Annotated in this window: 12 protein-coding genes; 4 read left to right on the top strand and 8 right to left on the bottom strand. The window is 45.8% G+C overall.

All coding sequences use genetic code 11. The features are described 5' to 3' along the window. Positions 1–206 precede the first annotated feature (206 nt). The 6 genes from asnB to NBH14_RS19955 form a co-directional block, all read right to left on the bottom strand. On the bottom strand, positions 207–1,871 hold the full coding sequence (gene asnB, locus NBH14_RS19930; RefSeq protein WP_186959129.1) for an asparagine synthase B: 1,665 nt from the start codon (positions 1,869–1,871) through the stop codon (positions 207–209). Positions 1,872–1,883: 12 nt separating this feature from the next. Beyond that, positions 1,884–3,305: a glutamate synthase subunit beta gene (locus NBH14_RS19935; RefSeq protein WP_186959130.1), complete on the bottom strand. Its 1,422-nt coding sequence runs from the start codon at positions 3,303–3,305 to the stop codon at positions 1,884–1,886. A 33-nt stretch (positions 3,306–3,338) separates the two neighbouring features. Beyond that, a complete protein-coding gene (gene gltB, locus NBH14_RS19940; RefSeq protein ID WP_186959131.1) occupies positions 3,339–7,937 on the bottom strand; it encodes a glutamate synthase large subunit in 4,599 nt (1,532 codons plus the stop codon). 437 nt (positions 7,938–8,374) lie between these two features. Then, positions 8,375–9,901, bottom strand: a complete 1,527-nt coding sequence (locus NBH14_RS19945) for a sensor histidine kinase (RefSeq protein WP_186959132.1) — start codon at positions 9,899–9,901, stop codon at positions 8,375–8,377. A 101-nt stretch (positions 9,902–10,002) separates the two neighbouring features. Continuing rightward, positions 10,003–10,458, bottom strand: coding sequence for a GNAT family N-acetyltransferase (locus tag NBH14_RS19950; RefSeq protein ID WP_007658393.1), 456 nt, complete (start codon positions 10,456–10,458; stop codon positions 10,003–10,005). Positions 10,459–10,480: 22 nt separating this feature from the next. Continuing rightward, entirely contained in the window at positions 10,481–11,359 is an 879-nt protein-coding gene (locus NBH14_RS19955; protein WP_186959133.1) for an MBL fold metallo-hydrolase, read from the bottom strand. 233 nt (positions 11,360–11,592) lie between these two features. Between NBH14_RS19955 and NBH14_RS19960 the strand changes: the two genes are divergently transcribed. Further along, complete coding sequence (locus tag NBH14_RS19960) at positions 11,593–12,306, top strand: DUF169 domain-containing protein (protein ID WP_186959134.1); 714 nt, start codon at positions 11,593–11,595, stop codon at positions 12,304–12,306. A 145-nt stretch (positions 12,307–12,451) separates the two neighbouring features. Here NBH14_RS19960 and NBH14_RS19965 read toward each other — a convergent pair whose 3' ends face one another. Both NBH14_RS19965 and NBH14_RS19970 read right to left on the bottom strand, forming a co-directional pair. Next, a complete protein-coding gene (locus NBH14_RS19965) occupies positions 12,452–13,495 on the bottom strand; it encodes a DUF4852 domain-containing protein (RefSeq protein WP_186959135.1) in 1,044 nt (347 codons plus the stop codon). 136 nt (positions 13,496–13,631) lie between these two features. Beyond that, positions 13,632–14,177, bottom strand: a complete 546-nt coding sequence (locus tag NBH14_RS19970; RefSeq protein WP_186959136.1) for a DNA-3-methyladenine glycosylase I — start codon at positions 14,175–14,177, stop codon at positions 13,632–13,634. A gap of 120 nt (positions 14,178–14,297) precedes the next feature. Here NBH14_RS19970 and NBH14_RS19975 point away from each other — a divergent pair, with 120 nt between their 5' ends. From NBH14_RS19975 to carA, 3 genes are all read left to right on the top strand, one after another. Then, positions 14,298–17,234, top strand: coding sequence for a DEAD/DEAH box helicase (locus NBH14_RS19975; RefSeq protein ID WP_186959137.1), 2,937 nt, complete (start codon positions 14,298–14,300; stop codon positions 17,232–17,234). Between the two features lie 236 nt (positions 17,235–17,470). Continuing rightward, positions 17,471–19,357: an amidophosphoribosyltransferase gene (locus NBH14_RS19980; protein ID WP_186959138.1), complete on the top strand. Its 1,887-nt coding sequence runs from the start codon at positions 17,471–17,473 to the stop codon at positions 19,355–19,357. Then, positions 19,354–20,460, top strand: coding sequence for a glutamine-hydrolyzing carbamoyl-phosphate synthase small subunit (gene carA, locus NBH14_RS19985; RefSeq protein WP_186959139.1), 1,107 nt, complete (start codon positions 19,354–19,356; stop codon positions 20,458–20,460). The genes NBH14_RS19980 and carA overlap by 4 nt, the downstream gene beginning before the upstream one ends. The last annotated feature ends 113 nt before the right edge of the window (positions 20,461–20,573 follow it).

Genomic DNA, 20,573 nt, shown 5'->3' on the forward strand with positions numbered 1-20,573 from the left:
TTCTTGGTGATAACTCGCGATAGTTCATAACTCATGCTTTTGAATAGCCGAAGTTAATTTCTTTCTACTACTTAACAAAATTTCAAAGAACTTTTTCAAAGACTAGTTTTTACACAGTCTCTCAAGAGGGGAATTGGTTACAACCAGTGCTATAAATAAAGATTCACTTCTGGCAATCATATTGACTATTTCTGGTCGTAAGGAGTTTAATAAGCAGCTTCGTGTACTCCTTTGATGGAACGTCCGCTCGGTTCGTTCATATTTCTGAAGGCGGCATCCCAAGCCAGTGCTTCGGCTGTCGAGCAGGCAACGCTCGGGACGGATGGTACGCTGCGTGCGGCACTCTCACTCGGGAAGTGTTCTTCGAAGATCGTACGGTAATAATATTCTTCCTTGTTTTGCGGCGTGTTGATCGGGAAACGGTCGGCGGCTTGTTTCATCTCTTCGTCGGTGATCAGTTCGGAAGTGATCTTTTTCAATGTGTCGATCCAACTGTAGCCAACGCCGTCGGAGAACTGTTCTTTCTGACGCCAGGCGATCTCTTCGGGTAGCATATCAGCAAAGGCTTCGCGGAGGATCTTCTTCTCTATCGTCTTGCCCGGACACATTTTGGCGGCCGGGTTCAGGCGCATGGCAACATCGAGAAATTCTTTGTCGAGGAAGGGAACACGGCCTTCCACACCCCAGGCACAGAGGCTTTTGTTGGCACGCAAACAATCATATAGATAGAGTTTACTTATCTTACGCAATGTCTCTTCGTGGAATGCCTTGGCATCCGGCGCTTTGTGGAAATACAGATAGCCACCGAACACTTCGTCGGCTCCTTCGCCACTCAAAACCATTTTGATACCCATGCTTTTGATGACGCGGGAAAGGAGATACATCGGGGTAGAAGCACGTACGGTCGTTACATCGTAGGTTTCGATATAATAGATAACGTCGCGGAGAGCGTCCAGACCTTCCTGGATCGTGTAGTTGATCTCGTGGTGGACGGTTCCGATCGCATCGGCTACCTTGCGGGCGGCGATCAGGTCGGGGGCACCTTTCAAGCCGATGGCGAAAGAATGAAGTTGCGGCCACCAGGCATCGGCTTTACCTCCGGTCTCGATACGCTTGGCGGCATATTTCTTGGCGATGGCGGAAGTAATGGACGAATCCAGGCCACCGGAAAGGAGCACGCCATAAGGTACGTCGCTCATCAACTGACGTTGCACGGCAGCTTCGAGAGCGTCATGGAGTTCTTCTATGCTGGCGGGGTTGTCTTTCACGTTTTCGTAATCCATCCAGTCGCGGACATACCATTTCGTAAGGTCCGTATCTTTGCTGTAAAAGTAGTGACCGGGCTTGAACTGGTCGTAGATGGTGGCGAAGCCTTCCAGACCTTTCAGTTCGGAGGAGACGAGAAGATGTCCGTGGTCGTCGTAACCCATATATAAAGGTATGACGCCGATCGGATCGCGGGCAATGAGATAGGTGTCGCTTTCTTCGTCGTAGAGGGCGAAGGCAAAGATTCCGCTTAACCTTTCCACGCAACCGGTACCGTATTTGCGGTAGAGGGCGAGGATGACTTCGCAGTCGGAGCCGGTCATGAATTCATATTCTCCTTTCAACTCTTCACGAATCTCACGGTGGTTGTAGATTTCACCGTTGACGGTAAGGATCAGTTTACCGTCTTTGCTTTTCAGCGGTTGGCCACCGGAAGCCGGGTCGACGATGGAAAGACGTTCGTGGGCGAGGATGGCGGTTTTACCCTGATAAATCCCGCTCCAGTCCGGGCCGCGGTGACGGATACGTTTACTCATTTCAAGCGCCTGTTGTCGGAGGGCGGAGGCTCCTTCACGAATGTTGAAGATTGCTGTAATGCCACACATAATCCTGTTGTTTTATTTTGTTAGATATTTGTCAATTGCTTTTGCAGCCTTGCGTCCCGAGGCCATTGCCCGTACGACCAGGCTGGCTCCGCTGACGGCATCGCCACAGGCGAAGAGGTTACTGCCGGCGATTTGATTTTGACTGTCGACGGCGATATTCTTACGTCCGTCCACTGCCAGTGAGAGTTCTTTTACAAGACCTTCCTGTTCGGGATGGACGAAACCCATTGCGAGGAAAACCAGGTCGGCTTCGATGATCTCTTTCTTTCCCGTCATTTTCATTTCGGGACGGCTTCCGTTTTCCGACGGTATCCATTCCACTTCTTCCACTTCCACCCCTTTCAGTATGTTTTTATCGCCGATAAAGCGGCAGGAAGCCAGGTTCCAGCGACGGATGCAACCTTCTTCGTGGCTGCTGCTGGTTTTCAGTACTTGCGGATACATGGGCCAGGGAGTTGCGGGATTGTGTCCGACAGGCGGCTGGGGCATGATCTCGATCTGGGTGACGCTGGCGGCACCATGGCGGTTGGCTGTCCCGACGCAGTCGCTGCCCGTATCACCACCACCGATTACCAGGACTTTCTTGCCTTTGCAATTGATGATGTTTTTAGGGGGAATGGCGATGCCTTCGAGGAGGCGGTTCTGTTGTCCCAGCAGTTCGAGGGCGAAATGAACGCCTTTCAGGTTACGGCCTTCGATCGGAAGGTCGCGCGGTATTTCCGAACCGATGGCGATGCAGACGGCATCGAAGTCCTTGACAATATCCCGGGCTGTCACTTCTTTGCCGACCATCGTGTTTACACGGAATTTGATTCCTTCTTTCTCCATCAGGCGGATACGGCGGTCGATGATGTTTTTCCCCAGTTTGAAATTGGGAATGCCGAAACGGAGCAGGCCACCCGGTAATTCATCTTTTTCAAAGACTGTCACTTCATAACCTTTACGGTTCAGTTGGTTGGCGGCGGTAAGTCCGGCGGGGCCACTTCCGACTACGGCAACGTGTTTGCCATTGCGCCGGGGTTGTTGCGGCTGGATATAACCTTCGCGGAAGGCGGCTTCGACGATGGCAGCTTCGTTTTCGCGGATGGTGACAGGTTCGTCGCAACTTAGTTTCAGTACACAGCTTTTTTCGCAAAGGGCGGGACAGACGCGGCCGGTGAATTCCGGAAAGTCGCAGGTCTGTTCCAGTACCTGGTAAGCCTCTTTCCATTGCCCTTTGTAGAGGAAGTCCTGCCATTCGGGTTGTTTGTTGCCGATGGGGCATGCCCAGTGGCAGAAAGGTACGCCGCAATCCATGCAACGGGATGCCTGGCGGCGACGGTCGCTGCTGTTGAGTGTTTGTTCTACTTCGCTGAAATCGTCGATACGATCTTCGACAGGCCGATAACCTGCCTCTTGTCTATGTATGGTGAGGAATGCTCTTGGATTTGCCATTGTTGTTTCGATTTTAAGAGTGAAAAGTGATATTTAATAATCCCGCTGCATCTCTGCGATCTTCTGTTGCAACTTCTTCATTTGTTCTTCCTGCAATACTTTCTTGTATTCGATCGGGACGATCTGGATGAATTCGTCTACCTGTTTGTCCCAGTTATCCAGCATCTTGCCGGCCAGGTGGCTGCCTGTATAATGATAATGCTTGCGGATCAGTTCATGCAGTTCTTTGCGGGTGGCACTGTCTTCGATCAGGGAAAGTTCGACCATTTCCATATTGCAATAGTAATCGAAATCGCTGGCCTTGTTCCATACATAAGCCACACCACCGCTCATGCCGGCGGCAAAGTTCCGTCCCGTCCGGCCGAGCACGACGACACGTCCTCCGGTCATATATTCGCAACAGTGGTCTCCGACACCTTCCACAACGGCGATAGCTCCGCTGTTCCGTACACAGAAGCGTTCGCCGACACGGCCATTGATATAGACTTCCCCGCTGGTTGCCCCATATAATAATGTATTACCGGCGATGGTATTATCTTCGGCAACGAAGGTGGAACGTACCGGAGGCATCAGGCTGATGCGGCCACCGCTAAGGCCTTTTCCCAGATAGTCGTTCGCTTCTCCTTCCAGGCGGAAATGAACGCCGTGGGCGAGGAAGGCACCGAAACTCTGTCCGGCTGAGCCTTTGAACTTGATGTTCAGAGTGTGATCCGGCAGGCCGGCATTCCCATAACGTTTGGCAATCTCGCCGGAAAGCATGGCGCCGACGCTCCGGTCGGTATTGGCGATGGCATAATCCAGCGATACTTCCTGCTGGAACTCGATGGCTCCTTTAGCATGAAGAATGATATCCGTATCCTTTACATTCTCTATATGATGCACCTGGTTTGTCGTATGATGAATAGGTGTATGAGCCGCCTGTTCCGGGAGGTGTAACAGATGGGAGAAGTCCAGTAAATCATATTTATGGCACGCAGATGACACAGATATGGGGGATTTACGCAGATTGTTTAAATTTTGATCTGTGGTCATCTGTTCGATCTGCGTCATCTGTGTGCCATGAATTCGTTTATCAACAATAAGATCCGTCCGTCCGATAATATCATCCAGCTTGCTGTAACCCATCTCTGCCAGGTATTCGCGAACTTCTTCAGCCAGGAAGGTGAAGAAATTCACCAGATATTCATGGCGCCCGTGGAAACGTTTGCGCAACTCTTCATCCTGTGTCGCTACGCCGACCGGGCAGGTATTCATATGGCATTTACGCATCATCACACACCCCAGTACGATCAGTGCGGAGGTGGCAAAGCCAAACTCTTCGGCTCCCAACAAGGCCATCAGCACGATGTCGCGTCCGGTTTTCAATTGTCCGTCTGTCTGCAGGCGGACCTGTCCGCGCAGACTGTTCATGACCAGTGTCTGTTGTGTTTCCGACAATCCCAGTTCGGGCGGCAGTCCGGCATAACGGATTGAGCTGACCGGTGAAGCACCTGTTCCGCCTTCGGCTCCAGAGATGACGATGCGGTCTGCTTTCGCTTTGGCTACACCTGCCGCGATGGTTCCGACGCCGCTTTCCGAAACCAGCTTGACACTGATTTCCGCTTTCGGATTGACATTCTTGAGGTCGAAGATCAGTTGTGCCAGATCCTCGATCGAATAGATATCATGGTGAGGAGGAGGAGAGATCAGCGAGATGCCCGGAATGGAATGACGCGTCTTTGCAATGATGTCGTTCACCTTGTACCCCGGCAACTGTCCGCCTTCTCCCGGCTTGGCTCCCTGGGCCACCTTGATTTGTATTTCATCTGCATTTACCAGATATTCCGTTGTTACGCCGAAACGTCCCGATGCCACCTGTTTGATGGAAGAGCGGAGAGATAAACCGTCTTCGCGCGGAGTGAACCGGGCAGGATCTTCGCCACCTTCTCCGGTATTGCTCCGGCCGTGTATCTTGTTCATGGCCATCGCCATCGTTTCATGCGCTTCCTTGCTGATCGAACCGAAGCTCATGGCACCGGTAACGAACCGCTTCATGATTTCTTCCGCCGGTTCCACCTGTTCGATCGGGATGGATTTTTGTTTCCTGAAAGTCAGGAAGTCACGGAGGAAGATGGGAGATTCCTTCTCGTCCACCATCTGCGAATATTCCTTGAATTTCTTGTAACTTCCCAAACGGGTTGCCAGTTGCAGGGTAGAGATGGTTTCCGGGTTCCAGGCATGTTTCTCACCGTCTTTCCGGAAACTGTAAATACCTTTGTGTTCCAACATGCCGTCTACCGGTTGGTCGAATGCCTGGTGGTGCGTAGCGATCGAATCGCGTGCAATCTCGTCCAGGCGGATGCCACCGACGTTGCTGGTCGTACCGCCGAAATAAGTGCGTGCCAGTTCCGCATCCAGACCGACTGCTTCGAACAATTTGGCTCCCCGGTAACTGCGGATAGTACTGATCCCCATCTTGCTCATGACTTTAAACAGTCCTTTACAGATGGATTTTATATAATTCTTACGGGCCGTTTCATAGTTTAATTGTATCTCGTGTTTGTCTTCTAGTTCTTTCAGGATGGCAAAGACCATATAAGGATTGATGGCGCTTGCCCCGTATCCCAGCAACAATGCGGCATGCATTACTTCACGCATCTCACCCGTTTCAACAACCAGGGCTGTTTGTACCCGTTTCTGTACGGAGATCAGATGGTGATGAACCGCACTGACGGCAAGGAGGGAAGGGATCGGTGCCAGCTTTTCATCGACATTTTTATCACTCAGGATGATGTAATTCACTCCGTCGGTAACGGATTGTTCCGCTTTTTTGCACAGTTCGTCAAGGGCCGACTTCAGACCTTCACGTCCTTTGGCTGCTTCAAACAGCATCGGGAGTTTGACGGCGTTGAAACCTTTGTACCGGATATTGCATAGCAAGTCCAGTTGTGTGTTGGTCAGGATCGGATGATTCAACCGTACCATCTTGCAATGGCTTTCGCTAGGCACTAGAATATTGTTACCTACCGCGCCGATATATTCTTCCAGGCTCATCACCAGTTCTTCGCGGATCGGGTCGATCGGCGGATTAGTCACTTGTGCGAACTGCTGGCGGAAATAGTTGTATAATAACTGCGGACGGTCGGAGAGGACAGCCAACGGTGTGTCGTTACCCATGGAACCGACCGGTTCGGCACCTCCGGTACACATCGGGACGATGATCTTTTCTATGTCCTCACGGCTGTAACCGAAAGTACGCAGTAATTTGTCGTAGTTGTCTACCGTATGCGGAACTTTGCGGCCGGATTTCAGTTCGTCCAGTTCCACGCGGTTATTTGCCAGCCATGTCTTATAGGGTTTGGCTTCAGCAAGTTGTTTTTTTAGTTCGCCGTCATAATAGATTTCCCCTTTTTCGGTGTCGACCATTAATATTTTTCCCGGTTGCAGGCGTCCCTTTTCTTTGATCTCATTTGCTTCAAAATCCATAACGCCGACCTCGGAAGCTACCAGCATCATATCGTTTTTAGTGATCAGATAACGAGCCGGACGCAGACCGTTGCGGTCGAGCATTCCGCCGGCAAACCGTCCGTCGCTGAAGAGCAGGGCTGCCGGACCGTCCCAGGGTTCCATCAATATAGAATGATATTCATAGAACGCTTTCAGGTCTTCCGATATCGGATTCTTTTCATTCGAACTTTCGGGCACGAGCATCGCCATGGCATGCGGCAGGCTCAACCCTGATGCCACCAGAAACTCCAGCACATTATCCAGCGAAGCGCTATCGCTCATCCCTGGCTGAATGATCGGACGGATACTCTCAATGCTGCCGATGGTAGGAGAGGTGAGTACACTTTCACGCGCTTCCATCCATCCCCGATTCCCGCGGATCGTATTGATCTCTCCGTTATGAGCCAGCAGGCGGAAAGGTTGTGCCAGGCTCCAGGTCGGAAATGTGTTCGTACTGAAACGGGAGTGAACCAATGCCAGCCCGCTTGTAAAGTAGTTATTTGTCAGGTCCGGGAAGTAGTGACGGAGCTGCATGGATTCCAGCATTCCCTTATATACAATATTCCTGGTAGATAAAGACGTTACATAGAAGTCATTCTTTGCTGCCAGGTCAGAAGCTGCAACCTTGTTTTCTATGCGTTTACGTATCACATACAACTTCAATTCCAACTCTTGCTGATTATCGCAGCCGGTGACGAAAATTTGTTTGATATCCGGCTCCGTTGCCAGTGCGTCTTTTCCCAGTATGTTACTGTTCACAGGAACTTTCCGCAGATGCATCAGGGTAAGACCTTCTTTTTCAATCTCCTCGATCATGATACTGAGGATGGCCGAGCGTTGTGCTTCGTCTTTGGGAAGAAAGACCAGACCTGTTCCGTATTTTCCCTTTTCAGGAACGGGAATCCCTTGCAACAAAATAAATTCGTGAGGGATCTGAAGTAAGATACCAGCACCGTCACCAGTCTTGTTGTCGGCACCTTCTGCACCCCGATGACGCATATTTTCCAATACTTTAAGGGCTGACTCTACAATGTCGTGCGACTTTCCTCCGTGAATGTTAACCAACATTCCGACTCCACACGCGTCATGTTCATTCGCAGGATCATATAATCCCTGCTTTCTGTTCAAATAGATCTGTTCTTTCATTGTTTGTTGACCTTATGTTTGCTTAATACCTATTTTGTTGTCAAATTGTTCGACAAATATAGTTTGTTTCTTGCATAATGATATGTGTGTCCGTGTTAAATACTGACGTTTTTTTTGTTTATTAGAGTGGTTGGTTTCTATTTGACATGATAGTGGCTGTTTTAATGTTAATATGAAATCAGTGGGCGGTTGTTTGGTTGTAAAATGAAAGATGTTATTTCTTTTGATAGTTTGAAATAACTATCATTTTGATAATGTAAACCCTGTATTTTGTTTATCTTTGTTAGAAATAAAATGAAATCTTTGTATGATTGATATTATTTACAATGGGAGAGTTCCGGCTTGCGGTGTCTTTTGTGGAGGCGGCAAATAAAAAAGTCTTCCGGGAATATCGGAAGACTTTTATTAAATGAGCTTTTCGTAAATAGCAGTTTCCTTTATATCTGTAATACCAGAATAAACCGGCATCCCTTTTTATAATCCATATCAATTGAAAGGCTGCCGTTCAGTTTGTTGGCAATCAGGGCACAGATAGGCAAACCTAGTCCGTCACCTTCTGCCAGGTCCTTGACTTCGCTGAATGGTTTGAAGAGGTTTTCTTTTAATTCGTCGGGAATGCCTGTTCCGTTATCTGTAACGATGATGTGGCAGAGGTGCGCTCCCTTTCTCTTGAATTCCAACCATATTTTACCAGTAGTTGTATATAAAGCAGCGTTATTTAGCAGGTGTAATAAAATACGTTCTAGTTGCTCTGCGTTTGTTTTTACTTCCAACTGGGGAGCATCAACAATAACTTCTACATCCGGATGGATTTTATCTTTTACCTTATCCATCGTTTTTTTGCAGAAACTACCCATATTGAACGATTGTACTTCGTAGGGTTCCATTAAAGAACTTTCAAGAGAAGATAATTCCTGGATGTTTACACTGAATTGCTTTAAGGCATTTACACGTGTCAGGATTGCTTCGGCCCGTAATTCTTCTGCCGATACATTGAGCATATCGAGAGTCGGTTTCATTTGCTCCGATATGCTTTGGATAAATTTAGTCTGCTGTTCGCTGTGCTCGTTGGTTGTCTGGATGATGTTTTTCAGTTTTTTGTTGAGCACAATGAAACGTAATAACAGGAATGCTACGAAAAGCAATCCGGCGATAAGGATGACAACCAGTGTGCAAAGACCTACTATCATGTATTGTTTGCCTGATAGTTTGTCATCTTTTTCCTGTATGGTTTTCAGGCTGTCGTCATACTTTAACTGCAATGCTCCCAGTTCATCCTGTGCATTAAGTGCTTTAACGGAATCAGTCCAGACGATATATTTTTCGTAGGTACGCTCCATTAACGGGGCATTATTGGCTGAGCGGGCGATTGTGATCAGGTGCTTGTAACATTCGCTTACCTTGTCGTACTCTTTTTTATCCTTATATTGGTTGATGAGTTTGCTGAAGCTGGCATCTCCTTGTTCGTTTTGTCCGAATGTATAATAATAACTTGCCTGGGTATATAAAAAGTCTTCGGCGAGTTTTTCGCTACCAGCCTGGCTTACCAGATTATCCAATGTGTTGAGTTGAAGCTGTGCCTGTGCCGCGTTTTTGAGTTTTATGTACATCTGCAACCGTTCTTTTGTCAATTGGAAACGTTGGTTGTAGAAGGTCTTTTGCGCTTTCTGTTCTTCGGTTAAAAGAAACTGCGTCATTTGCCGGCAAAGCTCGAATGCTTCCTGATAATAGTTTTCGCGATAGTAAAGATACGTCGCTTTTGTTCCGCAATCAATGGCTTGTGTATAGTCCCCTTCGTTCGAGAAGGCTTTATAAGCTTGCAGATAAAGATAACGGGCTTTGGTAAAGTCCTTTTGTTCCAGGCTACTTTGGGCCTGTTTCATGTAATCATTTGCTTTGTTTTCCGCATGGAGAGACATGCAGAAGCAAATCGCGAGGGTGATGATAAAATACGTGATTCTCATAAACATAATTTTTTATTAGAAGCAAATATATGTATTTATTCAAAATCAAAGCATGACTTATGCTGAAAAAGTTTCAGTATAATCATTGTTATTCGGTAGAATTATGTTTTTACCTCTATTTCATAGATGCGTGATTCGTCTTCCCAAGGATGGTAACCTTGACCTATATATTTGAATCCCAGCTTTTCATAGAATCCGATATGTTCCGTACTGAGGTATAATCTGCTAAAACCGGCTTTAATCGTATCTTCTTTGGCTTTCTCCAATAAAAGTGTACTGTAAAAATGTCCCCGGTGGTTTTCATCTATATATACGGCACAAACCCACGGGTACAAATCCATCCGGCTGATAAAATCATTGGTGATCAGTCCCGCACAACCGATTATTTCATTATCCTTTTCCAATAGATACCATTGAGGGAGTGGATTCGGAGAATCTATACTGTGATTAATAGAATCTTCATAGAGCACGGGGTATACGGAAGGCCATTTGCTTTGAAAATAGTTGATAGCGATATCCTTATAGGCCGGATTTTCTCGTATTGATATAATTTTCATGATGTTGAATTTAAATTAATGATTAAAGACTTTTCCATTGGAGCATGTTATTCTCAAAACTGACGGATAATTTACCGAGATCTTTGAGCCAGGAAAGATAGGAACGGATAGTACTGCCTACCAGTACGTATTGTTCAAAGTTCATAGATAATTCGTATTTATCGAAAAGCATCTGAAGTATGTTTTCGCTATTTTGAGGGGTGGAGCAGATTTCGAGTAGGGTATCGGCAATCTCGTAGATCTTGTTACGGTTGATGGCAACCAGCCCTTTGATGTCTGCCGTCATTTCCGCATGTGACGGAACAATACAGGCCGCCTCGATTTTTTCAACGAAATCAAGTGTTTCCAGATATTGGGCTACATTATAAATGAAAGAAACCTGATATTTGTTGAGGGTATTTTCACTACTGATACAGTCTGCCAGGAAAACAGTATCATCCGGAGTACGGAATCCCGCCATATCAAAAAAATGACCGGGCAGGGGAATGACTTCCAATTCTTGGGGAAAATCCTTGTCCGAAAAAGGTAATGTCTGACTTTCTTTAGCCATCAGAAACTTGTTACGTAAATCCTTACAAGGGTATCCTCCATATAAAAACGATGGCTCCAATATCGGATACTGTGTAAAAGCAGCCTCTATTCCATTTGCAAAGACAGGGCAGCCGACTTGTTGTTGCAAATAGGCATTCCCTCCGATATGGTCAGCATTGGAATGGGTATTGACAATTCCTTTTATCGTCCAGTTTTGTTGTGCAGCAATTTTAATGATTTTCTTGGCGGCTTCTTTGTCGTTGCCACTGTCGATCAGATAAATATCTGTCTCATTTTGCCGATAGATACCGATTTTCGCCGGAGAATTTATGTAGTAGCTTTTTTCGCCAACTTGCTGAAGTTCGTACATGGCTGTAGTCTTTAGATTGATATTGAAAATAACAGTTCAAATATACTATTATTCTAATGAAAAATTGAACTCTTCTGTTTAATTCCTGCTTTTTCATCCGGATGATAAGAACTGTCTCTTTAATGGATGCCAGTAATGTGAATATAGCTATCGACCAGATTGTTTTGATATTTGCAGTCATAACATATAGAATCTTTTCGTATATTTGACAAAACCAATAAATCATCTGTATCATGGACATACAAGTATTTCTCAATAACTATCGCGAAGCCTTCGGAGATAAAGTCGATCTTCCTATTGTCTTTTGGTATTCGGAGCAACCGGTAAACCCGGTCGATAAAATCGGAGGATGTTTATTCAAATGTATGAAAGAGGTTAGAGCCGGACAAACGGTTAGTTTGAGTGTGGAAACTATCGGTTGTGGTGGCGGAAAATTCTATACAGGTTTTACGGAGATGCCTGAACGGATTCCCGGATTTGTGTCTTTAAAAGAAAAATACAAACAAACACCCGAAGGTGTTTCTGAATTTTTGGAAGAGTTGCAGGTTCCGAGAGCAAAGATGAATTATCTGAATTTTGCCCGAATGGATAAAGTCGAGAGCTTTGACAATCTGGAAGGTATCCTGTTTTTGGCGACACCCGATATGCTTTCAGGTTTGGCAACCTGGGCCTTTTTCGATAATAACTCAGAGGATGCCGTTACCTCTCTATTCGGTTCCGGTTGTTGCTCTGTAGTCACACAAGCCATTATTGAGAATGCGAGAGGAGGAAAACGTACCTTCATCGGGTTTTTCGATCCTTCTGTACGCCCTTATTTTGAACCGGATATTTTAAGTTTTATGATACCGATGTCCCGATTTAAAGAAATGTATGATACGATGCGGAGTAGCTGTCTGTTCGACACACATGCCTGGGGAAAAATCAAGGAGAGATTAAATAAAAGATAAAAAACAACACCAAAGAGAATATAAAAAGTTGAATTTTGGCTTTAAAAAGAGATCGTCTCAAAATAAGAATGAGACGGTCTTTTTTTATTTTGTTTACATTGAAATAGTTGTTTTTAGATTACATTGATGTTGCTTATAAGCATTTTTATTGTACAGTCCCAACTAAATTATACTTGTAGTTGGGAAAATCGAAAACCTCCATTCCTTTGAAATTGGCTCCTATCAGGGTAGAGCGATAAAGTTTTTCTACATTAAGAACCTGATATTTATCTTTAGGTATAGTCATTTTCTGATCAATTAAAGTCAGGTATATAACTGTGTAGATCAAAGGTTTGACATATCCGTTGTTTCCTGTTCCTTTGCTTCGTTTCTCGTAAGCTTCGGCAGCTTCTATCGGTACAGGTAAAAATTTGGCTTTGTCAATATTGGTTATCATGAAGTTAAATCCATTGCAGGGAATGAAATTTTTTGTTACACTTGTCTCTTTTAAAGATGTAAAACTGATAGGATAACCTTTTTTATCGAAACTGTACTCCCCATGATAATTATTAACCTTAATAAAATATGTTTTGGAAAAATCGAAGTCGGCCATACTTTTTTCTAACCTGTTTTGGTATTCTTCTTTTATTTTCTCAAACTTGAATTTATCACTCGTACATGCTCGTCCAAGTTCTTTGTCGATAGCGGAAATGTAGTTCAAAACTACATTGTCGTTTACTGGGAGACTGTTTACCCGGACACAGCAGGCGAACATTTGCTCCTGTGTCAGTTCCGTGCTATTTTCAAATAATTTTTTATTAGCTATCCGGCTGACAACTTCTCCATGTTCGATAGATTTATTTATTTCTATATATAGTTTTTTTTTCGGATATTTAGAACTTTCAACAAATAAGATTACTTCCTTATTATAAAAAATCTCAGTAGAGGTCGGATGAATAATTTTTTTGATCGTAACCTGACTGAAAGGTAATTTACCTTCTTCCATGGCGTTATATTCCATTTTGCCATACTTGTTGATCAACCCTTCTTTGATCGTTGTGTATTTGCTGGAGGATATATAGTGGTTTCCCAACGTCAAAGTATCTCCTGGTTTTAAAGTTTGTCCGTCATAACTAACAAATGTATCTTGTGAGAACGTTGGAAAAGCTATTGACAACAGTAGCAATAATGTATATAAAAACTGCTTCATAATTACGTTTAAATTGTTTTAATATTAACTAGATGGGGACAAAGATAAGATTTTTACTATAGAGATGAATAAAAAATAGAGGCTTTGCTGAAATAATGAATCTCAGCGAAGCCTTGTTCTTGATCAATCATATGAATTATCTACTCCATGCTGGTCTTTTCTCCAATATCTTTTCGTATATAGGACAATCGGGAGTATGCGCCCCTTCGAGATAGCCTGTGCTTAACAGAAATTCATTGACGATCTCCCCACCAGTAAATTTGAATGTTTTCTTGAATAGTTTAGTCCATTCATCCTTGGTTTTAGGGTGATGGTGATCCAGCCAGTTTTTAAATGAACCATATTCACTTTTCAGTTCCATAATGGCCTGTGCATTGTGGATGGCGGCTTTTACTTTTAGTCTGTTCCGAATGATACCGGAATCGGCTAAAAGCCTGGCTTCGTCTGTTTCCGTATAGTTTGCGATGGTTTCGATATTGAAATTATCATAGGCTGTACGAAAAGCGGTTTCTTTTTTGAGTATGGTCGACCAGCTTAAACCTGCCTGATTGATTTCCAGAAGGAGCCTGCCGAATAATTCATTATCATCTTCGATAGGGAAACCATATTTTTCATCGTGATATGTCTTGTTAAGATCAATAGCCCAACCAGTAGTGGTCTTTATGTATTCGCAGTATGACATAATAATTTTGTTTGTATTGATTATGGCTGATAAAGATAATCAAATATCTTTGGTTCGAACTATAGGTATGGTTATTTGTTTTTCTTGTAACTTTGTAGTTTTAATAAAAAAGAACCGTTGATGTCCACGAACCATATATTAATCATTGCATTAAGTAACCATCCTGTTTTGGGGCCTTTACTTATTCCTTATTTTGCTAAAACTGTGTCTCAGGATGTGATCAGTGTGGAGGAACAGGCTACCCATGCGGGAAACGATACGGAGTTGTCTGAGATGGAGAAGCGGGTAATTGCTATTGCGCAAAGTTATTCCGAAAAGAACCTGATGCAGGTATATTCCAGGCAACAGACGGTGGCCGGCTTTTTGAGTTCGGTGACGGCGGAGATGTTGAAGAAGCAACTCCGTCCTTTCATTGATAAGAAAATAAGGGAGATGGTCCGGTTGATGCAGGCGAATCATTTGCCGGTATATATGAAAGAACCCGGTGTGAAACTGCTTTATGAACATGACCGGATAGGTTTTTCAGGGAATATTGCGGAGATCTCTTTCCGCTTTGAGATAACAGATCATTTTTTCCGTTATTCAGCCGTCTGTCGTATGGATGGAGAAGAGATTCCTTTACAGAAAAAGAGAAAGTTTATGGTTTTGTCTTCAAAACCGGCTATCCTCTTGTTGGATGATCGGCTCTTAGTTTTCAAGCGGATTGAGGCTTCGAAAGTCACGCCGTTTCTGACCCGGAAATATGTGGAAGTGCCGCTGGCCGATGCTGAAAAGTACCTGGAGATGGTCGCACTTCCTCTGATTTGCGATTATCCTGCCACCTCTTCCGGCTTCGATCTTATTCACGAAATGAGAACCTGTATCCCTGAATTGTCTGTGGAGCGGTCGATTAATGACGAGCCGGCACTTCAGTTGCGTTTCCGGTATGGAGACCGTTATTTCTCGCCGGGAAAGAAAAGTCAGCTGACTTATCCCCGGTTGGAAAAGGTCGACGGAAAACCAGCCATCTATTATTATATACGTGATTTGCAGTTGGAACAAATCTATATCAACTTACTGGAGAAATGGGGCTTCAAACAGATAACGGATGTTCAGTTTGTCAGGGTTGTCGAAACAGGCGGTTATACGTTTATCGACTGGTTGCAACAACATAAGGCAGAGTTGGAGTCTTGCTTTTCTTTTGTGAAGACGGACACGTCTCTCCGGTATTATCTGGGAGAAATTTCGCTGGCACAGGAGATTTCTCCTTCTCCTGACTGGTTCGATATTCGTATTACAGTGCGTATGGAGGATTTTCTGTTCCCTTTTATCCGTTTCAGGAAGCATATTCTGGAAGGGAAAAGGGAGTTTGTGCTGCCGGACGGACAGGTCGCCTTACTTCCTGAAGACTGGTTCGAGAAATATAGCGATCTGTTTACTTTCGGTGATGACAGGCCGGAAGAGATCAGGGTTCGTAAAATGCATCTGGGAGTTGTTTCCGCGTTGGAACAGGAGGATACTGTTTCGAAGGTGTATGTACAGAAAGAATCGGTTGTTGTTCCTCCGAAGATAAAGACTGTTTTGCGTCCGTATCAGCAGGACGGTTTTTCCTGGCTGGTCCATCTGGCTGCCAACGGCTTTGGCGGCTGCCTGGCGGATGATATGGGGTTGGGAAAAACGTTGCAGACGATTACGCTGTTGCAACATATCTATGATCCGGAAGAACCGAAAGCGGTTGTGCTATCTTCTCCCGCTCCGCAAAATATAACGGTTGATAGCAGCGGACAGTTCTCCTTTTTTGGAATGGATATGCCCGGTGAGATACCGTATGAAGAGGTGAAAAAGGAGAAGGAGGAAACGACGGTTCCCGCTTCTTTAGTCGTAGTGCCGACCTCTTTGTTGCCGAACTGGAAACGGGAGATCCGGAAGTTCAGCACATTGAGTGTTTATACTTATATGGGAGATCAAAAGAGGAAAGAACCGTGGAAGAGTTTCGACCGGTATAATATTGTATTGGTTACTTACGGGCTTCTTCGGAGGGATATCGAACTGTTGGAGAAGTATCGTTTTACGTATGTGATACTGGATGAAAGCCAGAATATAAAGAACCCGGCTTCCATGACATACCATTCGGTTGTCCGTCTGCAATGTGAACATCGCCTGGTGCTGACCGGGACACCGATCGAAAACTCGCTGAAAGATCTGTGGGCGCAATTCAACTTTATCAATCCCGGTCTGCTGGGTTCTGCGGACGGATTCCGGAAACATTTTATCCATCCGATAACAAAGGAAGGAAACGAGAATGCCCGCAAACGCTTGCAGCAGATTATCCGTCCGTTCTTTCTGAGGCGTACCAAGCAACAGGTGGCTCCCGAACTTCCCCCGTTGACGGAAGAGGTGGTCTATTGCGAAATGACACCGGAACAACGGGAAGTTTACCAGAAAGAGAAGAATGCGCTGCGGAATACGATTTTGCAGGAGCGCCATAAGAACTCATTTGTCGCATTGAACGGTATAACCCGTTTGCGCCAGTTGGCGAATCATCCGCACATGGTTTTAGCGGACTATGAAGGCGGTTCGGGAAAGATGGAGCAGATGTTGGATGCTTTTGAAACGCTGGTCAGTGAAGGGCATAAGGTGCTGATATTCTCGTCTTTCGTTACACATCTGAAACTGTTGGCGGATGCCTTCACCGAGCGTGAATGGCCGTATGCGATGTTAACGGGAAGTACCCTCGACCGGGAAAGCGAAATTACCCGTTTCTCCGCCCGCAGCGATGTTTCCGCCTTTTTTATTTCCCTGAAAGCCGGTGGGGTAGGACTGAACCTGACGGATGCCGATTATGTTTTCATCCTCGATCCATGGTGGAATCCGGCAGCCGAGTTGCAGGCGGAAAGCCGTGCCCATCGTATCGGACAGGAAAAGCAGGTCTTTGTCTACCGCTTTATTACTGCCGACACGATCGAGGAGAAGATACGCAACCTCCAGGAATCCAAGAGCGAACTGGCTGAAACATTCATCTCGGAAAACGATCCGCTAAAGTCACTGACGGATAAAGAGTGGGAAGAATTGTTGTGAATAAGTTGAGAATGTAACAGAATAATCCGGCTTCTTCTTACAAATTATCTGCATAATCCTTTATTTGGCTTTACATTTGTAATATTGTCGAAACAATACCGAAATATATAATATTTTAACCAAATGCCGGATAAAGTGATTATTTCTATTAATATGTCAATTATTTTGCATTAATATGAACAATGTGTTTGATAAAGTGCGTATCTTTGCAGGTGAAATAAACAAGATATAACCAGATGGAACAACTTAAACATGAGTGTGGAGTCGCCATGGTCCGGTTACTAAAGCCTTTAGAGTATTATCATCAAAAGTATGGTACCTGGATGTACGGTCTGAATAAACTCTACTTACTGATGGAAAAGCAGCATAACCGCGGACAGGAAGGAGCCGGTTTAGCCTGCGTGAAGTTAGAAGCAAGTCCCGGTGAAGAATATATGTTTCGGGAAAGAGCGTTGGGAACAGGAGCTATAACCGAGATATTCGCCGCCGTTCACGATCATTACAAAGATTTGCCACCCGGTAAATTAAACGATCCGCTTTTTGCCAAAGCAAACCTCCCTTTCGCCGGAGAGCTTTATATGGGGCACCTCCGTTACAGCACGACCGGTAAGTCCGGTATTTCCTACGTCCATCCTTTTTTGCGCCGCAACAACTGGAGAGCCAAGAACCTTGCTCTTTGCGGAAACTTCAATCTCACAAACGTAAACGACATTTTCAAAGAAATTACAGCTATCGGACAGCATCCGCGCAAATATGCCGATACCTATATCATGCTCGAACAGATGGGACACCGTCTGGACAGGGAAGTGGAGCGTTTGTATCGGAAATATGAAGAAGAAGGATTGCGGGGTATGGATATTACACATGCGATCGAGGGACATATGGACCTGTCGAATGTGTTGAAACGTTGCGTACCGACCTGGGACGGCGGGTTTGTGATCTGCGGCCTGACCGGTAGCGGCGAGTCGTTCAGCGTACGTGACCCGTGGGGCATCCGTCCGGCTTTCTATTATGCCGACGACGAAATCGTGGTGCTGGCCTCCGAACGTCCGGTGATCCAGACGGCAATGAACGTGCAAGCCGGGGATATAAAGGAGTTGCAGCGCGGCGAAGCGATGTTTATCAGCAAAGACGGCCGTTTTCGTACTTCGCAGATCGTGGAGCCGGAAGAGAATAAAGCCTGTTCGTTCGAACGTATTTACTTCTCCCGGGGCAGCGATGTGGATATTTACCGCGAACGGAAGAAGCTGGGGGAGAATTTGGTACACCCGATATTGAAAGCTGTCGATTACGACATCAAACATACAGTCTTCTCCTTCATCCCCAATACGGCGGAGGTCGCTTATTTCGGAATGCAGGAGGGGTTGAACAACTACCTGAACAAGCTGAAGAAAGAGTGGATTGCCGACCGCAGCCACCTACTTCAGGAAGAAGAACTCGACCAGATACTTTCCATGCGTGTCCGTGCCGAAAAAGTAGCGATTAAAGACATAAAATTGCGTACCTTTATCGCCGAAGGCAACAGCCGTAACGACCTGGCCGCCCATGTGTACGATATAACTTACGGAAGTATCGAACCATTCGTTGATAATCTGGTTGTAATAGATGATAGCATTGTTCGCGGAACAACCCTGAAACAAAGTATTATCGGTATCCTGGACCGCCTGCATCCGCGGAAGATCGTGATCGTGTCTTCCTCTCCGCAGGTACGTTATCCGGATTATTACGGTATCGACATGTCGCGGATGAACGAGTTTATCGCTTTCAAGGCCGCAGTCGCTTTGTTGAAGGAACGGGGCATGGAATCCGTTATCACCGAGGCATACTGGAAAGCCAAGAAGCAACAGGCGAAGGAGGAAGGTACGATCGTCAACTATGTGAAGGAGATTTATGCGCCGTTCACCGACGAGGAAATATCCGCCAAGATGGTCGACCTGCTTACACCGGCCGGTACACGCGCCAAAGTGGAGATCGTTTATCAGACGTTGGAAGGCCTGCACGCTTCTTGTCCGAACCATCCGGGAGACTGGTACTTCTCGGGCGATTATCCGACTCAGGGCGGTGCACGCATGGTGAACAATGCCTTCATACATTATATGGAAGAAGAATATTTAGTCAAATGACACAAGATACAGATTATATGCAAACAGAGAAAACAGCAACTTTGATCTTAGACGACGGGACTGTTTTTCGCGGCTTTTCTTTTGGCTGCGAAAAAGAGGTAACCGGCGAAGTAGTGTTCAACACTGCCATGACAGGTTATCCTGAAAGTTTGACCGACCCTTCCTATGCCGGCCAGTTGATGGTGTTAACTTATCCGTTGGTAGGTAATTACGGCGTACCTCCCCGTACATTCGATGCGGATGGGATTGCAACGTTTATGGAGAGCGAAAAGATTCATGCGGATGCCATTATCGTAAGCGATTACAGTCATGAGTATAGTCATTGGAATGCTGTCGGGAGTTTGGGAAGCTGGTTGAAAGAAGAAGGCATTCCCGGAATTTACGGGATCGATACACGTGCGCTGACCAAGAAACTGCGTGAGCATGGTGTCATGATGGGAAAGATCGTGATCGGTGATGCAAAGACCGACCTTACGAATTTCGGACAATACGGAAATGTGAATTATGTTGACAAAGTGTCTTGTAAAGAAGTCATCATTTATGGGGAAGGCGAAGGAAAGAAACGCGTTGTCCTGGTAGATTGCGGGGTGAAACATAACATCATCCGCTGCCTGCTGAAACGCAATGTAACGGTTATCCGCGTACCCTGGGATTACGATTTCAATACGCTGGAATACGACGGCCTGTTCATCAGCAACGGCCCCGGCGACCCGGATACCTGCGATGCGGCCGTTCAGAATATCCGCAAAGCACTCTCTGGAGACAAACCGATCTGCGGTATCTGCATGGGTAACCAATTGCTGGCAAAAGCCGGAGGCGCCTCCATCTACAAATTGAAATACGGACATCGTAGCCATAACCAGCCGGTCCGCATGGTAGGGACGGAGAAATGCTTCATCACCTCACAGAACCACGGGTATGCGGTGGATAACGATACACTGAGCGCAGACTGGGAACCGCTCTTTATCAATATGAATGATGGCACGAACGAAGGTATCCGGCATAAAACGAAACCTTTCTTCTCCTCACAGTTCCACCCGGAGGCTTGTAGCGGTCCGACGGATACGGAGTTTATGTTCGATAAATTCGTTGAGTTGCTGTAGCAACATACCTTTGCACGGTAAGGCAAAGACCCTTTGCGTGAGCAGGCAAAGCATCTTTGCCAACGGCAGCGACACCTTCTAGGTGGAGGCACTGACAATCCCTCTCCGGAGGC

It is taken from the genome of Parabacteroides caecihominis (assembly GCF_023656785.1).
Classification (GTDB): domain Bacteria; phylum Bacteroidota; class Bacteroidia; order Bacteroidales; family Tannerellaceae; genus Parabacteroides; species Parabacteroides segnis.

Bases quoted from the DNA above. Each gene is read 5' to 3' on its own strand.
- NBH14_RS19980 (WP_186959138.1), top strand. From the start codon at position 17,471: ATGGAACAACTTAAACATGAGTGTGGAGTCGCCATGGTCCGGTTACTA.
- NBH14_RS19960 (WP_186959134.1), top strand. From the start codon at position 11,593: ATGGACATACAAGTATTTCTCAATAACTATCGCGAAGCCTTCGGAGAT.
- NBH14_RS19965 (WP_186959135.1), bottom strand. From the start codon at position 13,495: ATGAAGCAGTTTTTATATACATTATTGCTACTGTTGTCAATAGCTTTT.
- NBH14_RS19955 (WP_186959133.1), bottom strand. From the start codon at position 11,359: ATGTACGAACTTCAGCAAGTTGGCGAAAAAAGCTACTACATAAATTCT.
- NBH14_RS19975 (WP_186959137.1), top strand. From the start codon at position 14,298: ATGTCCACGAACCATATATTAATCATTGCATTAAGTAACCATCCTGTT.
- NBH14_RS19950 (WP_007658393.1), bottom strand. From the start codon at position 10,458: ATGAAAATTATATCAATACGAGAAAATCCGGCCTATAAGGATATCGCT.
- NBH14_RS19935 (WP_186959130.1), bottom strand. From the start codon at position 3,305: ATGGCAAATCCAAGAGCATTCCTCACCATACATAGACAAGAGGCAGGT.
- carA (WP_186959139.1), top strand. From the start codon at position 19,354: ATGACACAAGATACAGATTATATGCAAACAGAGAAAACAGCAACTTTG.
- NBH14_RS19945 (WP_186959132.1), bottom strand. From the start codon at position 9,901: ATGAGAATCACGTATTTTATCATCACCCTCGCGATTTGCTTCTGCATG.
- asnB (WP_186959129.1), bottom strand. From the start codon at position 1,871: ATGTGTGGCATTACAGCAATCTTCAACATTCGTGAAGGAGCCTCCGCC.
- gltB (WP_186959131.1), bottom strand. From the start codon at position 7,937: ATGAAAGAACAGATCTATTTGAACAGAAAGCAGGGATTATATGATCCT.
- NBH14_RS19970 (WP_186959136.1), bottom strand. From the start codon at position 14,177: ATGTCATACTGCGAATACATAAAGACCACTACTGGTTGGGCTATTGAT.